The sequence below is a fragment of the Streptomyces sp. NPDC001222 genome (assembly GCF_042896945.1).
Lineage (GTDB): Bacteria > Actinomycetota > Actinomycetes > Streptomycetales > Streptomycetaceae > Streptomyces > Streptomyces gibsoniae.
Map to the genome: position 1 here is coordinate 12,406 of NZ_JBIAXT010000008.1, position 20,739 is coordinate 33,144.

17 protein-coding genes are annotated in these 20,739 nt (G+C 71.9%); 11 read left to right on the top strand and 6 right to left on the bottom strand.

Annotated features, from left to right (window positions below; all coding sequences use genetic code 11):
- Positions 1 to 71: 71 nt before the first annotated feature.
- Positions 72 to 788, top strand: coding sequence for a MerR family transcriptional regulator (locus ACFY2Z_RS13700; RefSeq protein ID WP_390744360.1), 717 nt, complete (start codon positions 72 to 74; stop codon positions 786 to 788).
- 79 nt (positions 789 to 867) lie between these two features.
- The gene (locus ACFY2Z_RS13705; RefSeq protein WP_390744361.1) at positions 868 to 2,367 is read left to right on the top strand and encodes an acyl-CoA synthetase; all 1,500 of its coding nucleotides are present in this window, start codon (positions 868 to 870) and stop codon (positions 2,365 to 2,367) included.
- A 6-nt stretch (positions 2,368 to 2,373) separates the two neighbouring features.
- Here the strand turns inward: ACFY2Z_RS13705 and paaK are convergent, their stop codons facing one another.
- Positions 2,374 to 3,666, bottom strand: coding sequence for a phenylacetate--CoA ligase PaaK (gene paaK, locus ACFY2Z_RS13710; protein ID WP_390744362.1), 1,293 nt, complete (start codon positions 3,664 to 3,666; stop codon positions 2,374 to 2,376).
- Between the two features lie 193 nt (positions 3,667 to 3,859).
- On the opposite strand from paaK, the gene ACFY2Z_RS13715 reads away from it, so the two are divergent.
- Entirely contained in the window at positions 3,860 to 4,696 is an 837-nt protein-coding gene (locus ACFY2Z_RS13715) for an alpha/beta fold hydrolase (protein ID WP_390744363.1), read from the top strand.
- A gap of 46 nt (positions 4,697 to 4,742) precedes the next feature.
- On the opposite strand, the gene ACFY2Z_RS13720 is transcribed toward ACFY2Z_RS13715, so the two are convergent.
- Positions 4,743 to 6,359 carry an acyl-CoA synthetase gene (locus tag ACFY2Z_RS13720; protein ID WP_390744364.1) on the bottom strand — a complete coding sequence of 539 codons (1,617 nt, stop codon included), beginning with the start codon at positions 6,357 to 6,359 and terminating at the stop codon, positions 4,743 to 4,745.
- A gap of 186 nt (positions 6,360 to 6,545) precedes the next feature.
- On the opposite strand from ACFY2Z_RS13720, the gene ACFY2Z_RS13725 reads away from it, so the two are divergent.
- The 7 genes from ACFY2Z_RS13725 to ACFY2Z_RS13755 all read left to right on the top strand — a co-directional run bounded on the left by ACFY2Z_RS13725 (position 6,546) and on the right by ACFY2Z_RS13755 (position 12,722).
- Positions 6,546 to 7,346 (top strand): crotonase/enoyl-CoA hydratase family protein, encoded by an 801-nt coding sequence (locus ACFY2Z_RS13725; RefSeq protein WP_390744365.1) that lies wholly within the window; start codon positions 6,546 to 6,548, stop codon positions 7,344 to 7,346.
- Positions 7,347 to 7,386: 40 nt separating this feature from the next.
- Positions 7,387 to 8,328 (top strand): Zn-ribbon domain-containing OB-fold protein, encoded by a 942-nt coding sequence (locus ACFY2Z_RS13730; protein ID WP_390744366.1) that lies wholly within the window; start codon positions 7,387 to 7,389, stop codon positions 8,326 to 8,328.
- Entirely contained in the window at positions 8,325 to 9,395 is a 1,071-nt protein-coding gene (locus ACFY2Z_RS13735) for a thiolase domain-containing protein (protein ID WP_390744367.1), read from the top strand. The genes ACFY2Z_RS13730 and ACFY2Z_RS13735 overlap by 4 nt, the downstream gene beginning before the upstream one ends.
- Complete coding sequence (locus ACFY2Z_RS13740) at positions 9,392 to 10,558, top strand: thiolase domain-containing protein (protein ID WP_390744368.1); 1,167 nt, start codon at positions 9,392 to 9,394, stop codon at positions 10,556 to 10,558. The genes ACFY2Z_RS13735 and ACFY2Z_RS13740 overlap by 4 nt, the downstream gene beginning before the upstream one ends.
- Positions 10,559 to 10,640: 82 nt before the next feature.
- A complete protein-coding gene (locus tag ACFY2Z_RS13745) occupies positions 10,641 to 10,883 on the top strand; it encodes a DUF397 domain-containing protein (protein ID WP_388976128.1) in 243 nt (80 codons plus the stop codon).
- 133 nt (positions 10,884 to 11,016) lie between these two features.
- Positions 11,017 to 11,934 carry a universal stress protein gene (locus ACFY2Z_RS13750; RefSeq protein ID WP_390744369.1) on the top strand — a complete coding sequence of 306 codons (918 nt, stop codon included), beginning with the start codon at positions 11,017 to 11,019 and terminating at the stop codon, positions 11,932 to 11,934.
- Positions 11,935 to 12,224: 290 nt separating this feature from the next.
- On the top strand, positions 12,225 to 12,722 hold the full coding sequence (locus ACFY2Z_RS13755) for a hypothetical protein (protein ID WP_311694719.1): 498 nt from the start codon (positions 12,225 to 12,227) through the stop codon (positions 12,720 to 12,722).
- A 74-nt stretch (positions 12,723 to 12,796) separates the two neighbouring features.
- On the opposite strand, the gene ACFY2Z_RS13760 is transcribed toward ACFY2Z_RS13755, so the two are convergent.
- Both ACFY2Z_RS13760 and ACFY2Z_RS13765 read right to left on the bottom strand, forming a co-directional pair.
- A complete protein-coding gene (locus tag ACFY2Z_RS13760; RefSeq protein WP_390744370.1) occupies positions 12,797 to 14,770 on the bottom strand; it encodes an N-acetylmuramoyl-L-alanine amidase in 1,974 nt (657 codons plus the stop codon).
- A 289-nt stretch (positions 14,771 to 15,059) separates the two neighbouring features.
- Positions 15,060 to 16,199, bottom strand: coding sequence for an aminoglycoside phosphotransferase family protein (locus ACFY2Z_RS13765; RefSeq protein WP_390744371.1), 1,140 nt, complete (start codon positions 16,197 to 16,199; stop codon positions 15,060 to 15,062).
- Between the two features lie 233 nt (positions 16,200 to 16,432).
- Here ACFY2Z_RS13765 and ACFY2Z_RS13770 point away from each other — a divergent pair, with 233 nt between their 5' ends.
- Entirely contained in the window at positions 16,433 to 17,932 is a 1,500-nt protein-coding gene (locus ACFY2Z_RS13770; RefSeq protein WP_390744372.1) for a hypothetical protein, read from the top strand.
- A gap of 79 nt (positions 17,933 to 18,011) precedes the next feature.
- On the opposite strand, the gene ACFY2Z_RS13775 is transcribed toward ACFY2Z_RS13770, so the two are convergent.
- Positions 18,012 to 19,436, bottom strand: coding sequence for a PP2C family protein-serine/threonine phosphatase (locus ACFY2Z_RS13775; RefSeq protein ID WP_390744373.1), 1,425 nt, complete (start codon positions 19,434 to 19,436; stop codon positions 18,012 to 18,014).
- Positions 19,437 to 19,703: 267 nt separating this feature from the next.
- Positions 19,704 to 20,738, bottom strand: coding sequence for a Gfo/Idh/MocA family protein (locus ACFY2Z_RS13780; RefSeq protein ID WP_390744547.1), 1,035 nt, complete (start codon positions 20,736 to 20,738; stop codon positions 19,704 to 19,706).
- Between the last annotated feature and the right edge of the window lies 1 nt (position 20,739).

The window sequence follows — 20,739 nt, forward strand, 5'->3', positions numbered from 1 at the left end:
AGTCTCAACCCGTGGTGAGGCACCAGGGGCTAGGGTGAGCGCGGGCGGTCGTCGGCATCGGGGGAGGGGGCATGGGGAACCGGCTGCGTGTCGGCGATCTGGCGCGAGCGGCGGGGATCTCGGTCCAGCAGGTCCGCACCTACGTGGAGACAGGGGTGCTGCCTCCGGTCGAACGCACGCCGAGCGGCTACCGCGTCTTCACCGGCGTGCACGCCGAAGCCCTCACCGCCGCACGGCAGTTGGCCGAGGGGCACGGCTGGGGAACGACCCGTCTCGTCCTGAGCGCGGTGCACACCGGCGACCTGGAGACCGCACTGGCCGCGCTGGACGCGAGCCATGCCCAGCTGCACCGGGAGCGCGGCGAACTGGCGGCGGTCCGCGACGCCCTGAAGTCCGTCGTGACGGACCGGCCCAGCCACCCGGCCACCGGGCACCGCCGTCCGCGCATCGGTCAGGTGGCCCGCGCCGTGGGCGTCAAGCCACCCGTACTCAGGCTCTGGGAGAGCCGAGGTCTGCTGCGGCCGGAGCGGGAGCCCTCCACCGGATACCGTGTCTACCCCCTTACCGAGCAGGTCGCCGCACACATCGCCGCGCTGCTGCGCCGGGCCCACCACCCGCTCGACACCATCGGCGCGGTCCTGGAGGAACTGCGCACGAGCGGCAGTCCCGACCGCGTCCTCCAAGAACTGACCCATCGGGAACGGGACCTCCACCGCCGCAGCCTGAAGCGACTGCAGGCGTCCGCGGTCCTGCACGCCTATCTGCGGTACCTCGGACTCGCCCCCTGACGGCCACGACGGGCTTGACCCGCGTCGCGTGACGCCACGAGGATCGCGGCAGGAGCAAGTCGGGACGAAGGGGCGGTACATGACGGCGGGACGAAGCGTCACGGTCGACGGCACACTGCGGCGCAGCGCCCGGCGCACCCCGGAGCGGGTCGCGATCCGCTACGACGACCGGTCGTGGACCTACGCCGAACTCGACGACGCCGTCTCCCGGGCCGCCCGCGTCCTGCGCGAGAGCGGACTCGCCCCCGGTGACCGGGTCGGCGCCTACGGTCACAACTCCGACGCGTATCTGATCGGCTTCCTGGCCTGCGCCCGCGCCGGACTGGTGCATGTGCCGGTCAACCAGAACCTCACCGGCGACGACCTCGCCTACCTCGTCGAGCAGTCGGGCTGCGCCCTGGTCCTCGCCGATCCCGACCTCGCCGGAAACCTTCCCGAGCGCGTACGCGTACAGCCGCTGCGGAACGCGGACGACTCCCTGCTCGCCCGCCTCGCGGAGACCGAGCCGTACGACGGCGAGGAACCGCGCGGCGAGGACCTGGTGCAGCTGCTCTACACGTCCGGCACGACCGCCCTTCCCAAGGGCGCGACGATGACGCACCGAGCGCTGGTGCACGAGTACCTCAGCGCGATCACCGCACTCGACCTGAGCGCGGGCGACCGGCCCGTGCACGCGCTGCCGCTCTACCACTCGGCGCAGATGCACGTCTTCCTGCTGCCCTCTCTCGCCGTCGGCGCGACGAACATCATCCTGGACGCCCCCGACGGCGACCGGCTCTTCGACCTGATCGAGACCGGCGACGCGGACAGCCTGTTCGCGCCGCCCACCGTGTGGATCGGTCTCGCGGGCCGCCCCGACTTCGCCACGCGCGACCTGAGCGGGCTGCGCAAGGCGTACTACGGCGCCTCGATCATGCCCGTGCCCGTCCTGGAGCGGCTTCGGGAACGGCTGCCGAAGCTCGCGTTCTACAACTGCTTCGGGCAGAGCGAGATCGGTCCGCTGGCCATGGTCCTCGCGCCTCATGAGCACAAGGGGCGGATGGACTCCTGCGGGCGCCCCGTGCTGTTCGTGGAGGCGAAGCTGGTCGACGAGTCCGGCAACGACGTGCCCGACGGGGAGCGTGGCGAGATCGTCTACCGGTCACCGCAGCTGTGCGAGGGGTACTGGGACAAGCCCGAGGAGACCGCCGAGGCCTTCCGGGACGGCTGGTTCCACTCCGGCGATCTCGCCGTGCGGGACGCCGACGGCTACTTCACGATCGTCGACCGGGTCAAGGACGTCATCAACTCCGGTGGCGTGCTGATCGCCTCGCGGCAGGTCGAGGACGCCCTGTACACCCATGAGCGGGTCGCCGAGGTCGCGGTGATCGGTCTGCCCGACGAGCGGTGGATCGAGGCGGTCACCGCTGTCGTCGTGCCGCGCGGCGAGGTGACCGAGAGCGAACTCCTCGCGCATGTGCGCGAGCGGCTCGCCCCCTTCAAGGCCCCCAAGCGGGTGCTGTTCGTGGACGAGCTGCCCCGCAACGCCAGCGGGAAGATCCTCAAGCGGGCGCTGCGGGAGCGCTTCGCACGCGCCTGAGACGGCTCAGCGCCGCAGATCCACGATCCGCCGGATCTTCCCCACCGACCGCTCCAGCGACTCCGGCTCGACGATCTCCACGCCGACCGAGACGCCGATCCCGTCCTTCACGGCCGCGGCGATGGTGAGCGCCGCCGCGTCGCGCTGTTCGGGGGTGGCGCCGGCCCGGGCCTCGGCCCGCACCGTCAGCGCGTCGAGCCGCCCCTCGCGGGTCAGCCGGAGCTGGAAGTGCGGCGCCACGCCGGGGGTGCGCAGCACGATCTCCTCGATCTGGGTGGGGAAGAGGTTGACCCCGCGCAGGATGACCATGTCGTCGCTGCGGCCGGTGATCTTCTCCATGCGGCGGAAGGGCCGGGCCGTGCCGGGCAGCAGGCGGGTCAGGTCCCGGGTCCGATAGCGGATGACGGGCATGGCCTCCTTGGTGAGGGAGGTGAACACCAGCTCGCCCTCCTCGCCGTCGGTCAGCACCTCGCCGGTGAGGGGGTCGACGATCTCGGGGTAGAAGTGGTCCTCCCACACATGCAGGCCGTCCTTGGTCTCGACGCACTCCTGCGCCACGCCCGGGCCGATCACCTCCGACAGCCCGTAGATGTCCACGGCGTCGATCGCGAACCGCTCCTCGATCTCGCGCCGCATCTCCTCGGTCCACGGCTCGGCGCCGAAGATCCCGACACGCAGGGACGTGGTGCGCGGGTCGACGCCCTGGCGCTCGAACTCGTCGAGGAGGGTCAGCATGTACGACGGGGTCACCATGATGACGCCCGGCCGCAGATCCTGGATCAGCTGCACCTGGCGTGCCGTCATGCCGCCGGAGGCGGGGATCACCGTACAGCCGAGGCGTTCGGCGCCGTAGTGGGCGCCGAGGCCGCCGGTGAACAGGCCGTAGCCGTACGCCACGTGCACCGTGTCGCCGGGGCGTCCGCCCGCCGCGCGGATCGACCGGGCCACCATGTCAGCCCACAGCGACAGGTCGCCGTCGGTGTATCCGACGACGGTGGGGTGCCCGGTGGTGCCGCTGGAGGCGTGGAGCCGCCGGATCCGCTCGCGGGGCACGGCGAACATCCCGTACGGGTAGTTCTCCCGAAGATCGGCCTTCACGGTGAACGGGAAGCGGGAGAGATCGGCGAGCGTCCGGCAGTCGTCCGGGTGGACGCCCGCCTTGTCGAAGGCGTCCCGGTAGAAGGGGACGTGCGCGTATGCGTGCCGCAGCGAGGCCCGAAGCCGCTCCAGCTGCAGGTCCCGCAGCGCCTCCGGATCGAGCCGTTCCCCCGCGTCCAGCAGGTCGTGCGCGTTCGCCATGAGGGCGTCTCCCTCGTCAATCGCACCATTCCGGGCGACCGATCATTCGGTCGGATCTTGTGGGGATCAGTAATTCAGTTCGTCGGCCCGAAGACAAGAGGCCCGTTCGAATTTTCCGGCGGCAGGTCCGCGCCGGAAACGTGCTCCGGAAACCGCATTGCCCCCGGGCGTGCCCCGCCACCATGATCGGGACATGCCGATCTTCGACGCGTACGACGGGACCAGACTCACGTATCACCTGCGGGGAGAGGGCGAGCCGCTCGTCGTGCTGCCCGGTGGGCCCATGCGGGCGTCCGCCTATCTCGGGGACCTCGGCGGTCTCGCCGCCCGGCGCCGGCTGGTGCTGCTCGATCTGCGCGGGACCGGTGACTCCGCGACGCCGGCGGACCCCGGGACGTACCGTTGCGACCGGCTCGTCGACGACGTGGAGGCGCTCCGTACGCATCTCGGACTGGAGCGCATGGACATCCTGGCGCACTCGGCGGGCGGGAGCCTCGCCCTGCGCTACGCGGCGCGGTACCCCGAGCGCGTCTTCCGGCTGGCCCTGATCACCGCGATCCCGTGGGCCCTCGGGATGCGCGCCACCCCCGAGCAGCGGCTCGCGGCGGCCCGGCTGCGCAAGGACGAGCCCTGGTTCGAGGACGCCTTCCCGGCGTTCCGGGCATGGCTGTCGGGAGAGGGCGAGTACGACCCCGTCTTCGTACCGTTCTTCTACGGGCGCTGGGACGCGGTGGCCGAGGCCCACGCGGCGGCCGACGAGGAGCAGACCAACGAGGCGGCGGCCGACGTCTACCACTCCGAGGGCGCCTACGATCCGCCCGCGACCGGCGTGGCCCTCGCCGGTCTGACCGCGCCGGTCCTCGTGTACGCGGGCGGGGCCGACGGCGGCCCCACCCCCGAACTCGCCCGTCGCGTGGCCGACTTCGTCCCGCACGCCGAGTTCTTCGTGCAGCCCGGCGGGGGCCACTACCCGTGGCTGGACGATCCGGAGCGGTTCACCGCCCGGGTCGGCGACTTCTTCACCGGATGACGGGGGCGGTCCCGTGGCGGCGGCCGGGCGCCGCTTCCGCCGGGGCTCAGCCGGCCTCCGCCGCCACCTCCCTGGCCCAGCGGTAGTCCGCCTTGCCGCTGGGCGAACGGCGCACGGTGTCGGTGAGCACCAGCTGACGGGGGACCTTGTAGCCCGCCAGACGTGACCGGCAGTGGGCCTGGACCTCCTCCAGGGACAGCCGTGGCGCGCCCTCGCGCAGTTGCACCACCGCCGCCACGCGGTTGCCCCAGGTCGCGTCCGGCACCCCCGCGACCAGTGCGTCGTACACGTCCGGATGCGCCTTGAGGGCCTGTTCGACCTCCTCCGGGTACACCTTCTCGCCGCCGGTGTTGATGCACTGCGAGCCGCGGCCGAGGACCGTGACGACGCCCTCCTCGTCGACCGTCGCCATGTCACCGAGCAGCACCCACCGCTCGCCGTCCTTCCGGAAGAACGTCTCCGCGGTCTTCGCCGGGTCGTTGTAGTACCCGAGGGGCACATGTCCCCGCTGCGCGATGCGGCCCGGCTGTCCCGCCGCGACCGGTTCCCGGGTGACCGGATCCACCACCCGCGTACGGGAGTTGACTCGGATCCTGAAGCCCCGCTCCGGGCCCGAGTCGTCGGTCGCGGTGCCGTTGAAGCCCGACTCCGAGGAGCCGAAGTTGTTCAGCAGGAGGGCGTTCGGCACGAGTTCCTGGAACCGGGCGCGCACGGTCTCCGACATGATCGCCCCGGACGACGACACGCTGAACAGCGACGAGCAGTCCGTCCCCTTCATGGGTCCGCTCAGCGCGTCGATCAGCGGCAGCAGCATCGCGTCGCCCACCAGCGACATGCTGCTGACCCTCTCCCGCTCCACGGTCCGCAGGACCTCCACCGGGACGAACTTGCGGTGCAGCACGACCCGCTGGCCGAAGTTGAAGCCGATGAACGCCGTGAGGGTGGAGGTGCCGTGCATGAGCGGGGGAGTCGGGAAGAAGGTGATGCCTTCCCTGCCGGCCGCGACCCGCTCGGCCAGCTCCGCCGGTGTGCGCACCGGCCGGCCGGTCGGAGCGCCGCCGCCGAGCCCGGAGAAGAACAGGTCCTCCTGGCGCCACATCACACCCTTCGGCATCCCGGTCGTGCCGCCGGTGTAGATGATGAACTGGTCGTCTCCCGACCGGGCCGGGAACCCGCGCCTCGGCGATCCGGCCGCCTCGGCCTCGGTGAAGTCCAGGGCGGGCAGCGGGGCGGCGCCCGGCGCGGCGGCCCCCACCCGCAGCATCCGCCGCAGCCCGGGGACCTGCGGCAGCGCCGCCGCGACCCGGTCGGCGAACTCCGCGTCGAAGGCCAGCGCAACCAGGTCGGCGTCCCGGTAGAGGTAGACCAACTCCTCCTCCACATAGCGGTAGTTGACATTGACCGGCACGATGCGTGCCTTCAGGCAGCCCAGCACCGTCTGCAGATACTCCACGCCGTTGTACAGATGCAGCCCGAGATGCTCCCCGGGCCGTATCCCGGCATCGAGCAGATGGTGCCCGATGCGGTTGGCCGCCGCGTCCAGGTCCGCATAGGTGAGCCGGCGCTCCGCTCCGGTGCCCGGGTGGTCGACGTAGACGAGCGCCTCACGGTGCGGGACCACGTCGACGACCGACTCGAACAGGTCGGCAAGGTTGTACTCCACCGTTCCTCCTGTCCCCGGCGACGCTCGGCGAGGTAGGTCGCGTCCGTCGGTTCGCCGGTCATCAGAGCAAAGGCGGACGCACCTGTGAAGGCCCGTGGACAAGAAACCTGACTAGGTGTCAGAAAAGGCTTGTCCTCGTCGCGCGCCTCCTGCAACCTGTTCTCGTTCCGGAGACGGGAGGAAGCGATGAGCGGGACGGAACACCTCACTGTGCAGCGCGAAGGCGCCACACTCGTGCTCACGCTCAACAGGCCACAGGCCAAGAACGCGCTCTCGTTGCCGATGCTGGTGGGGCTCTACGACGGCTGGATCGAGGCCGACGGGGACGACCGGGTCCGCTCGATCGTGCTCACCGGCGCCGGCGGCTCCTTCTGCGCCGGCATGGACCTGAAGGCCCTGGCCGGCCGGGGGATGGAGGGACAGCGGTACCGGGACCGGCTCACCGCCGACCCGGATCTGCACTGGAAGGCGATGCTGCGCCACTATCGCCCCCGCAAACCGGTCGTCGCCGCCGTCGAGGGCCCCTGCGTCGCGGGCGGCACCGAGATCCTCCAGGGGACTGACATCCGGGTGGCCGGCGAGTCCGCCACCTTCGGGCTCTTCGAGGTCAGGCGCGGGCTGTTCCCCATCGGCGGCTCCACGGTCCGCCTCCCCCGCCAGATCCCGCGCACCCACGCCCTGGAGATGCTGCTCACCGGGCGCCCGTACTCGGCGTCCGAGGCCGCCGCCATCGGACTGGTCGGCCATGTCGTGCCCGACGGCAGTGCCCTGGAGACGGCCCTGGAGATCGCCGAGCGGATCAACGCCTGCGGGCCCCTCGCCGTCGAGGCCGTCAAGGCGTCCGTCTACGAGGCCGCCGAGCTGACGGAGACCGAGGGGCTCGCCGCCGAACTCAAGCGCGGATGGCCGGTCTTCGACACCGAGGACGCCAAGGAGGGCGCCCGCGCCTTCACGGAGAAACGCCCGCCCGTCTACAGGCGCGCCTGACCGGCGGCAGACCCCAGCGGCAACCCAAGGAGACCCCCGGATGCCCTCAGTCCGCAAAGCCCCCCTCGTCGTCGAGTTCCCCTTCACGCGCTCCCTCGGCCCCGTGCAGAGCGCCTTTCTCACCGGCCTGCGGGAAGGCGTCGTGCTGGGAGTGCGGACCGGCGACGGCCGCACCCTGGTGCCACCGGTCGAGTACGACCCCGTCACCGCAGCGGAACTCCGTGACCTCGTCGAGGTCGCCCCCACCGGCACCGTCACCACCTGGGCCTGGAACCACGCGCCACGGCGCGGCCAGCCCCTCGACACCCCTTTCGCCTGGGTCCTGGTCCGGCTCGACGGGGCCGACACCGCCCTCCTGCACGCCCTGGACGCCCCCGGACCCGACGCCGTCCGCACCGGAATGCGGGTCCGCATCCGCTGGGCCGCCGCACGCCACGGCGCCATCACCGACATCGCCTGCTTCGAGCCGTACGACGGCGGCCCCGCCGAACCGGCCGGCCGCCCCGGCACGTTCGAGAACCCCGTGACCGGCATCGTCGCCCCCGCCCGCCTCGACTACACCTACTCGCCCGGCCGCGCCCAGTCCGCCTACATCGACGCCCTGTCCGGACAGCGCACCGTCGGCGAACGCTGCCCCTCCTGCCGCAAGGTGTACGTCCCGCCGAGGGGCGCCTGCCCCACCTGCGGCGTCGCCACCGCCGAACAGGTCGAGGTGGGGCCCCGCGGCACCGTCACCACCTACTGCATCGTCAACATCAAAGCGAAGAACCTCGACATCGAGGTGCCCTACGTCTACGCCCACATCGCGCTCGACGGCGCCGACCTCGCGCTGCACGGACGCATCGGCGGCATCCCCTACGACCAGGTGCGCATGGGCCTGCGCGTCGAGCCCGTATGGACCGAAGGGGCCCGCTACCCCGACCACTACCGGCCGACCGGCGAACCCGACGCGGACTACGACACCTACAAGGAGCTGCTGTGACACGCGAAGGCACCCCGAACAGCCGGGAGATCGCCGTGGTCGCCTTCGCCCAGACCGACCACCGGCGCACCAGCGACGAGCTCTCCGAGGTGGAGATGCTCATGCCGGTCCTGCACGACGTCCTCGACCGGACCGGCCTGAAGACCGCCGACATCGACTTCACCTGCTCCGGCTCCAGCGACTATCTCGCGGGCCGAGCCTTCTCCTTCACACTCGCTCTCGACGGAGTGGGCGCCTGGCCGCCGATTTCCGAGTCCCATGTCGAGATGGACGGCGCGTGGGCGCTGTACGAGGCCTGGACCAAACTGCTCACGGGCGATGCCGACACCGCGCTCGTCTACGCGTACGGCAAGTCGTCACCCGGCTCCCTGCGCGACGTCCTCACCCGCCAGCTCGACCCCTACTACCTGGCACCGCTGTGGCCGGACTCGGTGGCGCTCGCCGCCCTGCAGACCCAGGCGCTCATCGACGCGGGCGAGACCGACGAGACCGCGCTCGCCGGGATCGCCGCCCGGGACCGCCGCGCCGCCACCGCCAACCCGCACGCCCAGCTGAGCGGTTCGGTGCCGCACGGGGACTATGTCGTACGGCCCCTGCGCACCGGGGACTGCCCGCCGATCGGCGACGGCGCCGCCGCCGTGATCCTCGCGGCCGGCGAACGGGCCCGCGAGCTGTGCCGGCGGCCCGCCTGGATCCGGGGCATCGACCACCGCGTCGAGGCCCATGCGCCCGGATCGCGCGACCTGACCGCCTCGCCGTCCGCACGACGCGCCGCCGAGCGGGCCGGTGCCTTCGAACGGCCGGTCGACACCGCCGAGTTGCACGCGCCTTTCACCGCGCAGCAGGTGATCCTGCGCAAGGCGCTGCGGCTCGGCCCGGACGTCACGGTCAACCCCTCGGGGGGACCCCTCGCCGCCAACCCGATGATGGCCGCCGGACTGATCCGCATCGGCGAGGCCGCCGCCCGTATCCAGCGCGGCGACTCCGACCGCGCCCTCGCCCACGCCACGTCCGGCCCGTGCCTGCAGCAGAACCTGGTCGCCGTACTCGAAGGAGACCCGCGATGAGCAAGGAGCCCGTGGCCGTCACCGGTATCGGTCAGACCCGGCATGTCGCGGCACGCCGGGACGTGTCGATCGCCGGGCTCGTCCGGGAGGCGGCCCTACGGTCCCTGGACGACGCCGAGTTGACCTGGTCCGACATCGACGCCGTGGTCATCGGCAAGGCCCCCGACTTCTTCGAGGGCGTCATGATGCCGGAGCTGTATCTCGCCGACGCCCTCGGCGCGGTCGGCAAGCCCGTCCTCCGGGTGCACACGGCCGGATCGGTCGGCGGCTCCACCACACTCGTCGCCGCGAACCTCGTCGCGGCCCGCGTGCACGGCACGGTGCTGACGCTCGCGTACGAGAAGCAGTCCGAGTCCAACGCCATGTGGGGACTGTCCCTGCCGATCCCCTTCCAGCAGCCGCTGCTGGCCGGCGCCGGCGGCTTCTTCGCCCCGCACGTGCGTGCGTACATGCGACGCAGCGGCGCCCCCGACACCGTCGGCTCCCTGGTCGCCTACAAGGACCGGCGCAACGCGCTCAAGAACCCGTACGCACACCTCCACGAGCACGACATCACCTTGGAGAAGGTGCAGTCCTCACCCATGTTGTGGGACCCGATCCGCTACTCGGAGACCTGCCCGTCCTCCGACGGCGCCTGCGCCATGGTGCTCACCGACCGCGCCGGAGCGGCCCGTTCGCCCCGGCCCCCCGCGTGGCTGCTCGGCGGCGCGATGCGCAGCGAGCCGACCCTCTTCGCGGGCAAGGACTTCGTGTCACCGCAGGCCGGAAAGGACTGCGCCGCCGACGTCTACCGGCAGGCGGGCGTCGCCGACCCGCGCCGCGACATCGACGCGGTGGAGATGTACGTGCCGTTCTCCTGGTACGAGCCGATGTGGCTGGAGAACCTCGGTTTCGCCGAGGAGGGCGAGGGCTGGAAGCTCACCGAGTCGGGAGTCACCGAGCTCGACGGGGACCTGCCCGTCAACATGTCCGGTGGGGTCCTCTCCACGAATCCCATCGGGGCCTCCGGCATGATCCGCTTCGCCGAGGCGGCCCTCCAGGTACGCGGCCAGGCCGGAGAACACCAGGTGGAGGGCGCACACCGAGTGCTCGGGCATGCCTACGGCGGGGGGTCGCAGTTCTTCTCCATGTGGCTGGTCGGCGACCGGCCGCCCACCTCCTGAGGCCATCCGTCCACACGCTCTGTCGGCAGGGGGACACGATCGCTAGGCTGGCCGCGGACGACGAATCGGGAGGAGCACGGACGTGGCCGAGAGCACCACCCAGCAGCAGCCGCTCGCGGGCTGGGACAAGCCGGAGCTGGATCTGACCAACGCCGACTGGCATTCCGGCAGCCGTGGGCAAGGAGATGTCCAGATCGCCTTCGTCGAAGGCTTCATCGCGATGCGCAACAGCGGCCGTCCCGAGAGCCCGTCTCTGATCTTCACCCCCGCGGAGTGGGGTGCGTTCGTGTCAGGGGCGCGAGAGGGAGAGTTCGACCTCACCTGAGTCCCGCCGCCGACGGCAGCCGCCGCCCGGTCCGCAATTCACGGACACGCGGCCGTGGAAACCGTCCCGGGGCCGCCCTGTGCGCCAGGCTGGCCCCGGAACGATCACAGCTGTGTGCCGGAGGCGAGATTCCATGAGCACCCTGCCGGTCGTCGCGGCCGTCGACGGGTCGGACGACAGCCTGCGCGCCCTGGACTGGGCGCTGACCGCGGCCCGGCTGCGCGAGGCGACGCTGCATGTGGTCCATGTACGGCAGTACGCGCCCTGGGGGCAGCCCGACGTGCTTGTGGCGGGCCCCCCGGAGCCGGGCCAGGACTCCGTGCTCGACCAGGCACGGAGCCTCGTCGAGAGCCGGGCCGAGCGATCGGTCGTGAAGTACCTGGCCCCGGAGGGCCCCACGGTCGCGGTCCTGCCCGAACTGGGCGCCGACGCCCAGTTGATGGTGCTCGGCTCGCGCGGCCGCGGGGGCTTCGCCAGCCTGCTGCTCGGCTCCAACAGCCTCGCGGCGGCCCGCGATGCCGCCTGCCCGGTGGTCGTCGTGCCACGCCCGGGACGCGAGGTGCACGAGGTCCCGCCCCCGGCCCCGGGGCCACGGGTGGTCGTGGGTCTGCACATCGACAGCCCCGCGGAGGCCACCGTCGCCTTCGCCTTCGCGGAGGCGGACCGCCGAGGCGCCCGCCTGCACGTGATCGCCGTGTACCCGTGGCCGCCGGTGCAGCTCTGGCCTGCGCCCGGTGAACTCATGCCCCCGGCCGTCGACGAGAACGCGGTCGAGGACGAGATCCGGACCCAGGCCATGGGGCTCCTCGCCGTCCACCGGGAGCGGCACCCGGATGTCCATGTCGATCTGTCGACCCCGCCCGGGGACGCGGCGGGCCATCTCGTCGCGGCTTCCAGGGGCGCGGAACTCGTCGCCGTGGGCCGTCACCGCCGCCGCCTTCTGGCACCCGCCCGCATGATCGGCTCGGTGACCCAGGCTGTCCTGCTGCACGCGGCGTGCCCGGTCGCGGTGATCCCGCCCTCGGCGGACGCCGCCCACACCGACGGCTGACCGCAGCAACCGTTCACCGTGCGGAACCGGTCACAGTACGGCCCGCTCACCTCTGCCCGAACCTCTGTCGTGAAGCCGGTCGACCGACGGCGACGACGAGAGTCCTACGAGATCCGCGTGCCTTCTTCGTCGATGACGGGGTCTCCTTCTCATTGCCGACCGCTCCCCCAATTACACGAACATCGGCCGACGAAGCCGCCACCGAGTCGCGTACGCGACGGCGGACGACCGGCTCTCCACGGGGTCGGACCCAGGGCCCGGCTCTTCGCTCGGGCACGTACCATTGCGGCATGTCCTTCCTCCGCCGCCGCAGCGCCACCCCCGCCGGGCCCGACTTCGACGTACTGGCCATGGACCCGGGTGACTGGCCGGGCAACCTCGGTGCCGGTCTGCTGCCCGCCCCCGACGGCAGCTGCCAGGGCGTCTTCCTGCGGTACGACCTGTTCGGCGGCCGCGGCACCGCGATGATCATCGGCAATCTGCCGGAGGGCTCCCCGGCGCGCGACGTCGATGAGGGCGAGATCCCCTTCGAGGCGACCCAGCTCCTGGTCGCGCTGGGGAACGACGAGGAGGTCACGGTCGTCGGGACCGAGGACATCCCTGTGATGCAGGGCGACAACCTCCTCATCGTCCGCCGCCTCAAGCTCTCCGAGAGCCGGATCTCCTGCGTCCAGTTCGACCGCAGCGACAACGTGCTCGTGACCATCGCGGCCTGGGACCGCCCGATCACCGACGATCTGTACGCGCTGCTGAAGCCCCTGCCCGCGGAGCTGTTCCGGCAGGACTGACCGGCATACGAAGGGCCGGACCCGCAGGCGGCGGGTCCGGCCCTTCGGCGTACGACCGGCCGCGTGTCCGGCGGCTACGCGCCCGACCGCTCCACCTGGACGTCCGCCGCCCGGACGAACTCCACCCGGTGACCGAACTGGATCTCGTAGTACAGGTCCTTGCCGACGACGACCCGATGCGAGTCCGGGGTGAAGGTGACCGAGTAGTAGTACTCGCCCGGTACCCGGTCGCCGATCACATACCGCTGGCCCGCCGGCAGGCGATACGGCAGCGGTGACACCGGCTGCACGGGCACCCCCGCCGGGTACGCCTCCTTCTCCGGGTACGCCCGGCCGTAGACCGGGATGTCGGCGAGGCCGGCCCTCGGCGTCACCACGAGACCGGACGCGTTCACCGCGGTCCGCTGCCCCCGCGGGTTGTGGAACCAGGCCTTCTGTCCCAGGTACCAGATCGCCGTCCAGTCCCCGTCACGGCCGGCGACCGCGTACCGCTGTCCGGTGGAGACCCGTGAGCCCACGTCGTTCACGTCGATCGTCGAGTCGTTCCCCTGGGGATACAGCCCGATGTCCTTGATCAGCGGCGCGGTCTCGTCCGGCGCGCTGTACAGGCGCACTTCGCCGGAACCGTGCGCCGGACACGGCGCGCCCGGGGTGGTGCAGCCCGTGTAGACGGGCTGGTTCGCGGTGTAGTCCGGCAGGATCGTGACCAGGCCGCCCCGGAGGTCCGCCGTGGTGTGGAACGGCCTGCCGAGCAGCTCGAAGTAGTGCCGCCAGTCCCAGTACGGGCCCGGGTCCGTGTGCATGCCGGGGATCGTCGAGGTCGTCGGGCCCGGAACGTTGTCGTGCCCGAGGATGTGCTGCCGGTCCAGCGGGATGCCGTACTTCCCGGCGAGATACCGCACCAGCCGGGCGGACGCCCGGTACATCGCCTCCGTGTACCAGGCGTCCGGGGCGGCGAGGAAACCCTCGTGCTCGATGCCGACCGACTTGGCGTTGACGTACCAGTTGCCCGCGTGCCAGGCCACGTCCTGCGCCTTCACATGCTGGGCGATCAGGCCGTCCGTGGAGCGCACGGTGTAGTTCCAGGACACATACGTGGGGTCCTGGATCAGCTTCATCACGCCGTCCCACTGACCTTCGGTGTCATGGACGACGATGTACTTGATGCTCTGGGACACCGGCCGGTCGCCCAGATCGTGGTTGCCGTAGTCGTTGTCGCCGAACTGCTCGTACGGTGCCGGGATCCACTCGCAGGAGACGAGTCTCGGGCACTCGGTCTCGCCGGGGTCGGCCGTGCGCAGTCCGGTCCGTCCGAGCTGTGCGGTGTCGGGGGCCAGGCCCGGCCGAGCGGTGAGCGTGACGCTCTGGCCCATGTCCGTGGTGCGCCGCTCGCCGGTGCGCAGTACGGAGAAGACGTCGTCCGCGTACGCCGCCGCCGTGGCCCGGTCGTCCGCGGACGAGAACTCGGCCACCGCGCCGTACCAGTCCGCCGGATCGTCGCTGAACGGCTCGCCCAACTGCCTCTGCGCCGCGGCCAGCAGCGCGGCACCGCCCGCGATGTTCGCGGCCGGGTCGGTGCGCAGCCGGGCGGCCGGGATACCGGTCAGCTCGGCCGCCCTGGGCAGGGTCTTGAGCCGGGCGGGCAGCTCGGCGGCCGCGGGCACCTTCGTCGTCGGCAGCAGCGCGGCGCGGGCCTGGTCGCCCCGGGCGTCCTCCGTACCCTCGCTGTGGTGTGCGGCCTGGGCGAGCGCGGTGCGGACGTCGGTCAGATGCATGGGGCCGTAACCCCCCGATACGCTTGGCGCGCCGCCGTGGGCGTCCCAGCGGGACTGCAGATACGAGACGCCGAGAAGCACACTCGGCGGTACGTGGTACGTGTCGGCCGCGGCGGCGAACGCGCCCTGCAGCCCGGCCGGGGCGGCGGGTCCGGGGGCCGGGGCGGCGCCCAGCAGCGGCAGCAGCAGCGCCGTCGAGGCGACGGCGCCCGCTGTCCTGAGGGCGCGTCTGTGCCAGGCGGGGGAGTCGTGGTCGGTGACGGAACCTCGCAATGCAGCCTCCTGGGACGGTCGGGCGCTCTGGGGCGTGCGGGGGCCGAACGTGCGTCAGTGGTACCGGCTCTCCGACGATCCGTCAATCACGCCAGGACCAGGGCGATTTCCCATGTCAGCAGCGGTGGCGAGAGGTTTCCTCATGGTGGGGACGCAGCCTGCGGGGCGTCAGTGGAGTGGACCAATGACCCGAACGGTGCACACCCGTCAGGCGGCAGGAGGGTCCGGGAACGACGAGGGTCCGCGGTACGGCGCTGTCGCGCACGCCCACCGCGGACCGTCATCCCCCTCAGCGAGTGCCGACCGCCGCTCGCACGGCCCGGCGGGCCAACTGGCAGTCGTCGTGCAGCCGCCTCAGCAGCAGCCGCTGCTCCTCGCCGGACGGCGCGGCACCCTGGGGGGCCACTCCCGGTGCCGCCGGGGCCGTGTCGTGCATCGAACGCTGCACGGCCGTCTCGTAGGTGCGGATCTCCCGGGTCAGGACCAGCATCAGGTTCACCAGGAAGGCGTCGCGCGAGGCCGGACCCGCCGACTGCGCGATCTGGCTGATCTGGCGCCGGGCCACGGGGGCGTCTCCGAGGACCGCCCACAGCGTCGCCAGGTCGTACCCGGGCAGGTACCAGCCCGCGTGCTCCCAGTCCACGAGCACCGGGCCAGCCGGTGAGAGCAGCATGTTCGACAGCAGCGCGTCGCCGTGACAGAACTGGCCCATGCCCTGCCGGCCCGCCGAGTGGGCGATGTCGTGCAGCAGCTTCTGCAGATCGCCCATGTCCCGGTCCGTGAGCAGCCCCAGCTCATGGAAGCGCGCGATGCGCTCCGGATAGTCGAGCGGGGCGTCGAACGTGCCGGCCGGGGGACGCCATGCGTTCAGCCGGCAGATCGCGCCCAGCGCGGTGCGGATGTCCGTGCGCGGCGGTGCCTCCACGGGATGCCGTTGCAGCGCCGCCACCCGGCCCGGCATCCGCTCGATCACCAGGGTGCAGTTGTCCGGGTCCGCTGCGATCAGGCGGGGCACCCGTACCGGGGGCCGGTGCCTGACGAACGCCCGGTACGACGCTATTTCGTGCCGGATGCGCTCGGACCAGATGGGTGAGTGGTCCAGTAAACACTTGGCGACCGCCGTGGTGCGCCCGGTCGTGCCGATGAGGAGCACGGACCGCCCGCTACGGCGCAGCACCTGGACCGGAGCGAACTCCGGGCAGATGCGGTGCACCGAAGCGATCGCCGTGCGCAACTGGGCGCCCTGGGGGCCGGACAGGTCGATTCTGCCGCTGAGCGGCTGGGCGCCGGCGCCCGGGACGCGGCGCGTACGGCCGGCACCGAGCACCGGGGCCGTCGGCCGCGCGGGTTCGAGGTAGGGGCCGCCGCCGCCCGGGCGGGGGCGCAGCGGCCGGGGCGGGGCGGACACGGAGGACGATGCTGCGTACATGGGTGATACAGATCCCTTCGTGTGCCTGCGAATTCCGCGCCACCCGGCTCGGCCGTCGTGGGTGCACCCTGGGGAATGCCCGTGCGGCGACCGGGTCGGGGTGGCGCGTTCCTACCTGACACCCGTCGCCCCGTGGCACACCATCTGGCGCACCCTGGCGAACCATGGCGAATAGTCCACAAGCAACTGACGGAGGGCTACTGTCAACTCAGCCGAGAACCTGGGGGCTTGACGTGAGCGGACAACCCAACACCCGCCTCTCGGACCTGTTCGGCCTGGCCGGCTGGTCCAAGGGCGAACTCGCGAGGATGGTCAACCGGCAGGCGGCGGCCATGGGCCACCCCCAGCTGGCGACCGACACCTCGCGGGTGCGGCGTTGGATCGACATGGGAGAGATCCCGCGCGATCCGGTTCCGCGGGTGCTGGCAGCGCTGTTCACCGAGCGACTCGGCCGTGTCGTGACCATCGAGGACCTCGGTCTGGTCCGGCACGGGCGCGTGGGGAGACGGCGTGACGACGGGCATGCGCAGCACCCCGACGGAGTTCCATGGGCGCCCGAGCGGACAGCCGCGGTCCTCACCGAATTCACGGGAATGGACCTCATGCTCAACCGACGCGGCTTGGTGAGCGCGGGCGCCGCGCTCGCCGCAGGCTCCGCACTCAGCAGCGCCATGCACGACTGGCTGCACACCGATCCGGCTCTCGCGGCCGACGCCCCCCGCTACGACGATCCCCTGCACGCCGACCCCGCCGGGTTCGACCGCTATGAGGCCGCCCCCATCGGGTCGCAGGAGGTCGAGGAGCTGGAGCGCTCGGTCGAGGTGTTCCGGGCCTGGGACGCGTCCCGCGGTGGCGGGTTGCAGCGCAAGGCCGTCGTGGGGCAGCTCAACGAGGTGGGAGGCATGCTCTCCTACCACCACCCCGACCATCTGCAGCGGCGCCTGTGGGGCGTCGCCGCCAACCTCGCCGTCCTCGCGGGCTGGATGTCCCACGACATCGGCCTGGAACCCACGGCCCAGAAGTACTTCGTCATCGCCGCCCACGCGGCCCGTGAGGGCGGCGACCGGCCCCGCGCCGGGGAGGCGCTCTCCCGCGCCGCCCGCCAGATGGTGCACCTCGGCCGGCCCGACGACGCACTCGATCTGATGCAGCTCGCCAAGTCAGGCTCCGGCGACCAGGTGCTGCCGCGCACCCAGGCCATGCTCTGCACCATCGAGGCCTGGGCACAGGCGTCCCTGGGCAAGGGGCAGGCCATGCGGCGCACCCTCGGCGAGGCGGAGGACCTGTTCGTCTCCGACAAGGGAGATGTGCCGCCGCCCAGCTGGATGCAGCTGTTCGACGAGGCGGATCTGCACGGCATGCAGGCCCTGGCCTACCGCACCCTCGCCGAACACGAGCCGGGCGCCGCCCTGATCGCCCAGCGGCACGCCAAGGAGGCGCTGGAGCTGCGGGGGACCGGCCGGGAGCGGTCGAAGATCTTCGACCACATCTCGCTCGCGTCCGCCTGCTTCATCGCCGACGACCCGGAACAGGCCGACCGCTACGCACGCCTGGCCCTGACGTCGATGGGCGCGAACTCCTCGTTGCGTACCTGGGACCGGCTGCGTGAGATGTACCGGCTCACGGGGCAGTACGCCAGCTACCCGAAGATCCAGGATCTGCGTGAGGAGATCAAACTGGCGCTTCCGAAGGGGTTGTCGAAGCCCAGGAGCGGCAACAGCGCGTCGGTGTGAGCCGGTTGGTGCCGGACCTGAGGTCCCGCTTGTCTTCGCTGTCCATGTGCGTTCGTGACGAACTCGTGTGTCTCGTCCGTCAGGAGACGACCCTGGCGACGAGCAGACAGGCGTCGTCCGCGCGCTCGCTCTCGCCGAACTCCTCCACGACGCTCCGTACGCAGTCCTGGGCCGTGCGGGCTCCACCGAGGCGCGGGGCCAGGTCGAGCAGCCTTTGGACGGCAGCCGTGCCACCGTGCCGCGGGATCAGCCCGTCGGTGTGCAGGAGCAGCAGGTCGCCTGCCTGGAGGGTCACTTCGGCCTGCCCGTAGGCGGCCGACGAGGTCGCCCCGAGCAGCACGCCGTCCGGTGCTGCGAGTACACACCCCGTCCCGCCGCGGAACAGCAGCGGGGCGGGGTGTCCTGCCTGTGCCCAGCTCAAGGTGCGGGTGGCGGGCCGGTAGCGGCAGCAGACCGCGCTGCCGAGGGCCGGCTGGACGGAGGCGTCGAGCAACTGGTTGAGCCAGCCCATCAGAGGGCCGGGCTCGGCGCCCGCGACGGCCATACCGCGCAAGGCACCGATCAGCGTCGCCATGCCGGAGGCCACGGTCACCCCGTGTCCGGTGAGGCCGCCGATGCTGAGCAGGGTGTCCCCGTCGGGCAGTTCCAGTGCGTCGTACCAGTCGCCGCCGATCGGTCGGCTCGCGGAAGAGGGCAGATGGCGGACGGCCAGGTCCAGTGTGCCGGGGCCCTGGCGCGAGAGCCGCAGGGAGCCGCGCGAGGGCGGCAGCACGGCTTCCTGCAGCTCGACCGCGAGCCGGCGCTCGGTGTGGGCGCGCTGGCGCCGCAGCGAGTCACGGGTCTCGTGCACGGTGCGCTGGGTGCGGCGCAGTGCGCTGACGTCCCGCAGCACGGCCCACATCGAGGCGGTGGTGCCGTCGGCGTCGAGCACGGGCTCGCCCATCATGTGCACGGTGCGGACCTCACCGCCGGGGCGCACGATCCGGAACTCCTCGTCGATGGGCTTGCCGTCGACCAGACAGTCGGTGACCATCGCCGTCAGCAGCGGCCGGTCCTCCTCGTGCACCAGCGAGGGCAGCTCGTCGAGGGTCAGTGCGGAGGCCGCGGGGTCGCGGCCGAGGATCCGGTACAGCTCACCGGACCAACTGGCCTCGTCCGTGAGGAGGTTCCACTCCGCGCTGCCCACCCGGCTGAGCAGCGAGCCCCCCGGTGCGGCGGGCGCGGCCGTCGGGACGGCGTCCGCGGGACGGTCGTCGGCGGGCACGGCCGGAGGGCCGTCCCGCAGCTGCCCCAAGTGCTCGTCCAGATCCCTGAGTTGGTGCAGTGCGAGATCGCACAGTGCGCGCTGCCACCGGCCTTCGGGGTCCGATCCGTCCTCCGGCGCCTCCCGCCGTACGGCGTCCACCTCTCCGCGCAGCTGTCGTGTCTGCGAGATGAGCGCATCCACCGTGCCGCGTCGGGGCGACCCGGCGGCTGGGCGGTCCGCGGAGAGATGGGGTGGCATGACGCGCTCCGATACGGGACGGCTCGACCAAGGGTTACGGAAGGACCGTTACGACTGTTGCACAGCCCGCGACGCCCTGTAAGGGATTTGGCAACACACGATACGGTGGTGCTTCTGGCATATGTCAGCGGCTTGGCGGAACGCTGGGGCGGGCCGGCCGGTGAGGGTGCGCGGACCGGCCAAGTCGACTGTGGCGCAGGGGGTTTGAGGGGCTCATGGGGCGCACGCGCCTTCGTTCAGGCGTACGTTCGTGGGGCATATGTGCGGCTACCGGGGGTGGTTGCCGCCGGCCTCGTACAGCCCCGGCCGCGGGGCGAGATCCACGGTCTGCCGTACACCCTCGTGCAGGGCCCGGACCCCCGCCTCGGCCACCGCCGAGGCCGCGTACCCGTCCCACACGGACGGCCCGGAGACCCGCCCCTGCCGGGTGGCGTCGACCCAGGACTGCACCTCCCGGTCGTAGGCGTCCGCGAACCGCACCAGATAGTCCTGCGCGACCTCCTCGTACGCCACCCCCGCACGCGTCACGAGCATCGAGTGTCCGTCGCCGATCCGGGCGCTGCCGTCCTCGCAGACCGCCTCGCAGCGCACCTGGTACCCGAAGCCGCAGTTGACGAAGACCTCGACGTCGACCAGGGCGCCGCCCGAGGTCTCGAACACGACGAACTGGGGGTCGAGGAGGTCCTCCGGGGCGTTCCCGGACGGCCGCGGGCGCAGCACCGACACGGCGGTCAGCTCCTGGCCCAGCAGCCAGCGGGCCGCGTCGATCTCGTGCGAGACGGAGCTGTTGATCAGCATGTCCGTGGTGAAGTGCGACGGCGAGGACACGTTGCGATGCGTGCAGTGCAGCATCAGTGCCCGGCCCAGCCGCCCGCTGTCCAGCAGGGACTTCAGCCGCGCGTAATCGGCGTCGTACCGCCGCATGAACCCCACCTGCGCGAGCCGCCGCCCGAGCCGGGCCTCCGCCTCCACCACGCGCAGCGCCCCGGCCGCGTCCGGCACCAGCGGCTTCTCGCACAGCACCGGCAGCCCGCGCGCGAAGGCCGCCAGCAGCGCCTCCTCGTGCGCCCCTCCGGGCGAGGCGACCAGCACGGCCTCGACACCGGGCGCGTCGAGCGCCGCCTGCGGTTCGGAGTACACGCGTGCGCCGTCGATGCCGCGCGTGGCCTCCTTGGCGCGATCCGTGTCGGGATCCGCCACGGACACCACCCTGGCCCCGCTCACGCCGTGGCCCAGACGACGTATGTGGTCGGCACCCATGTGTCCCGCACCCAGTACCGCCACGCCCAGCAGGTCGCCCATG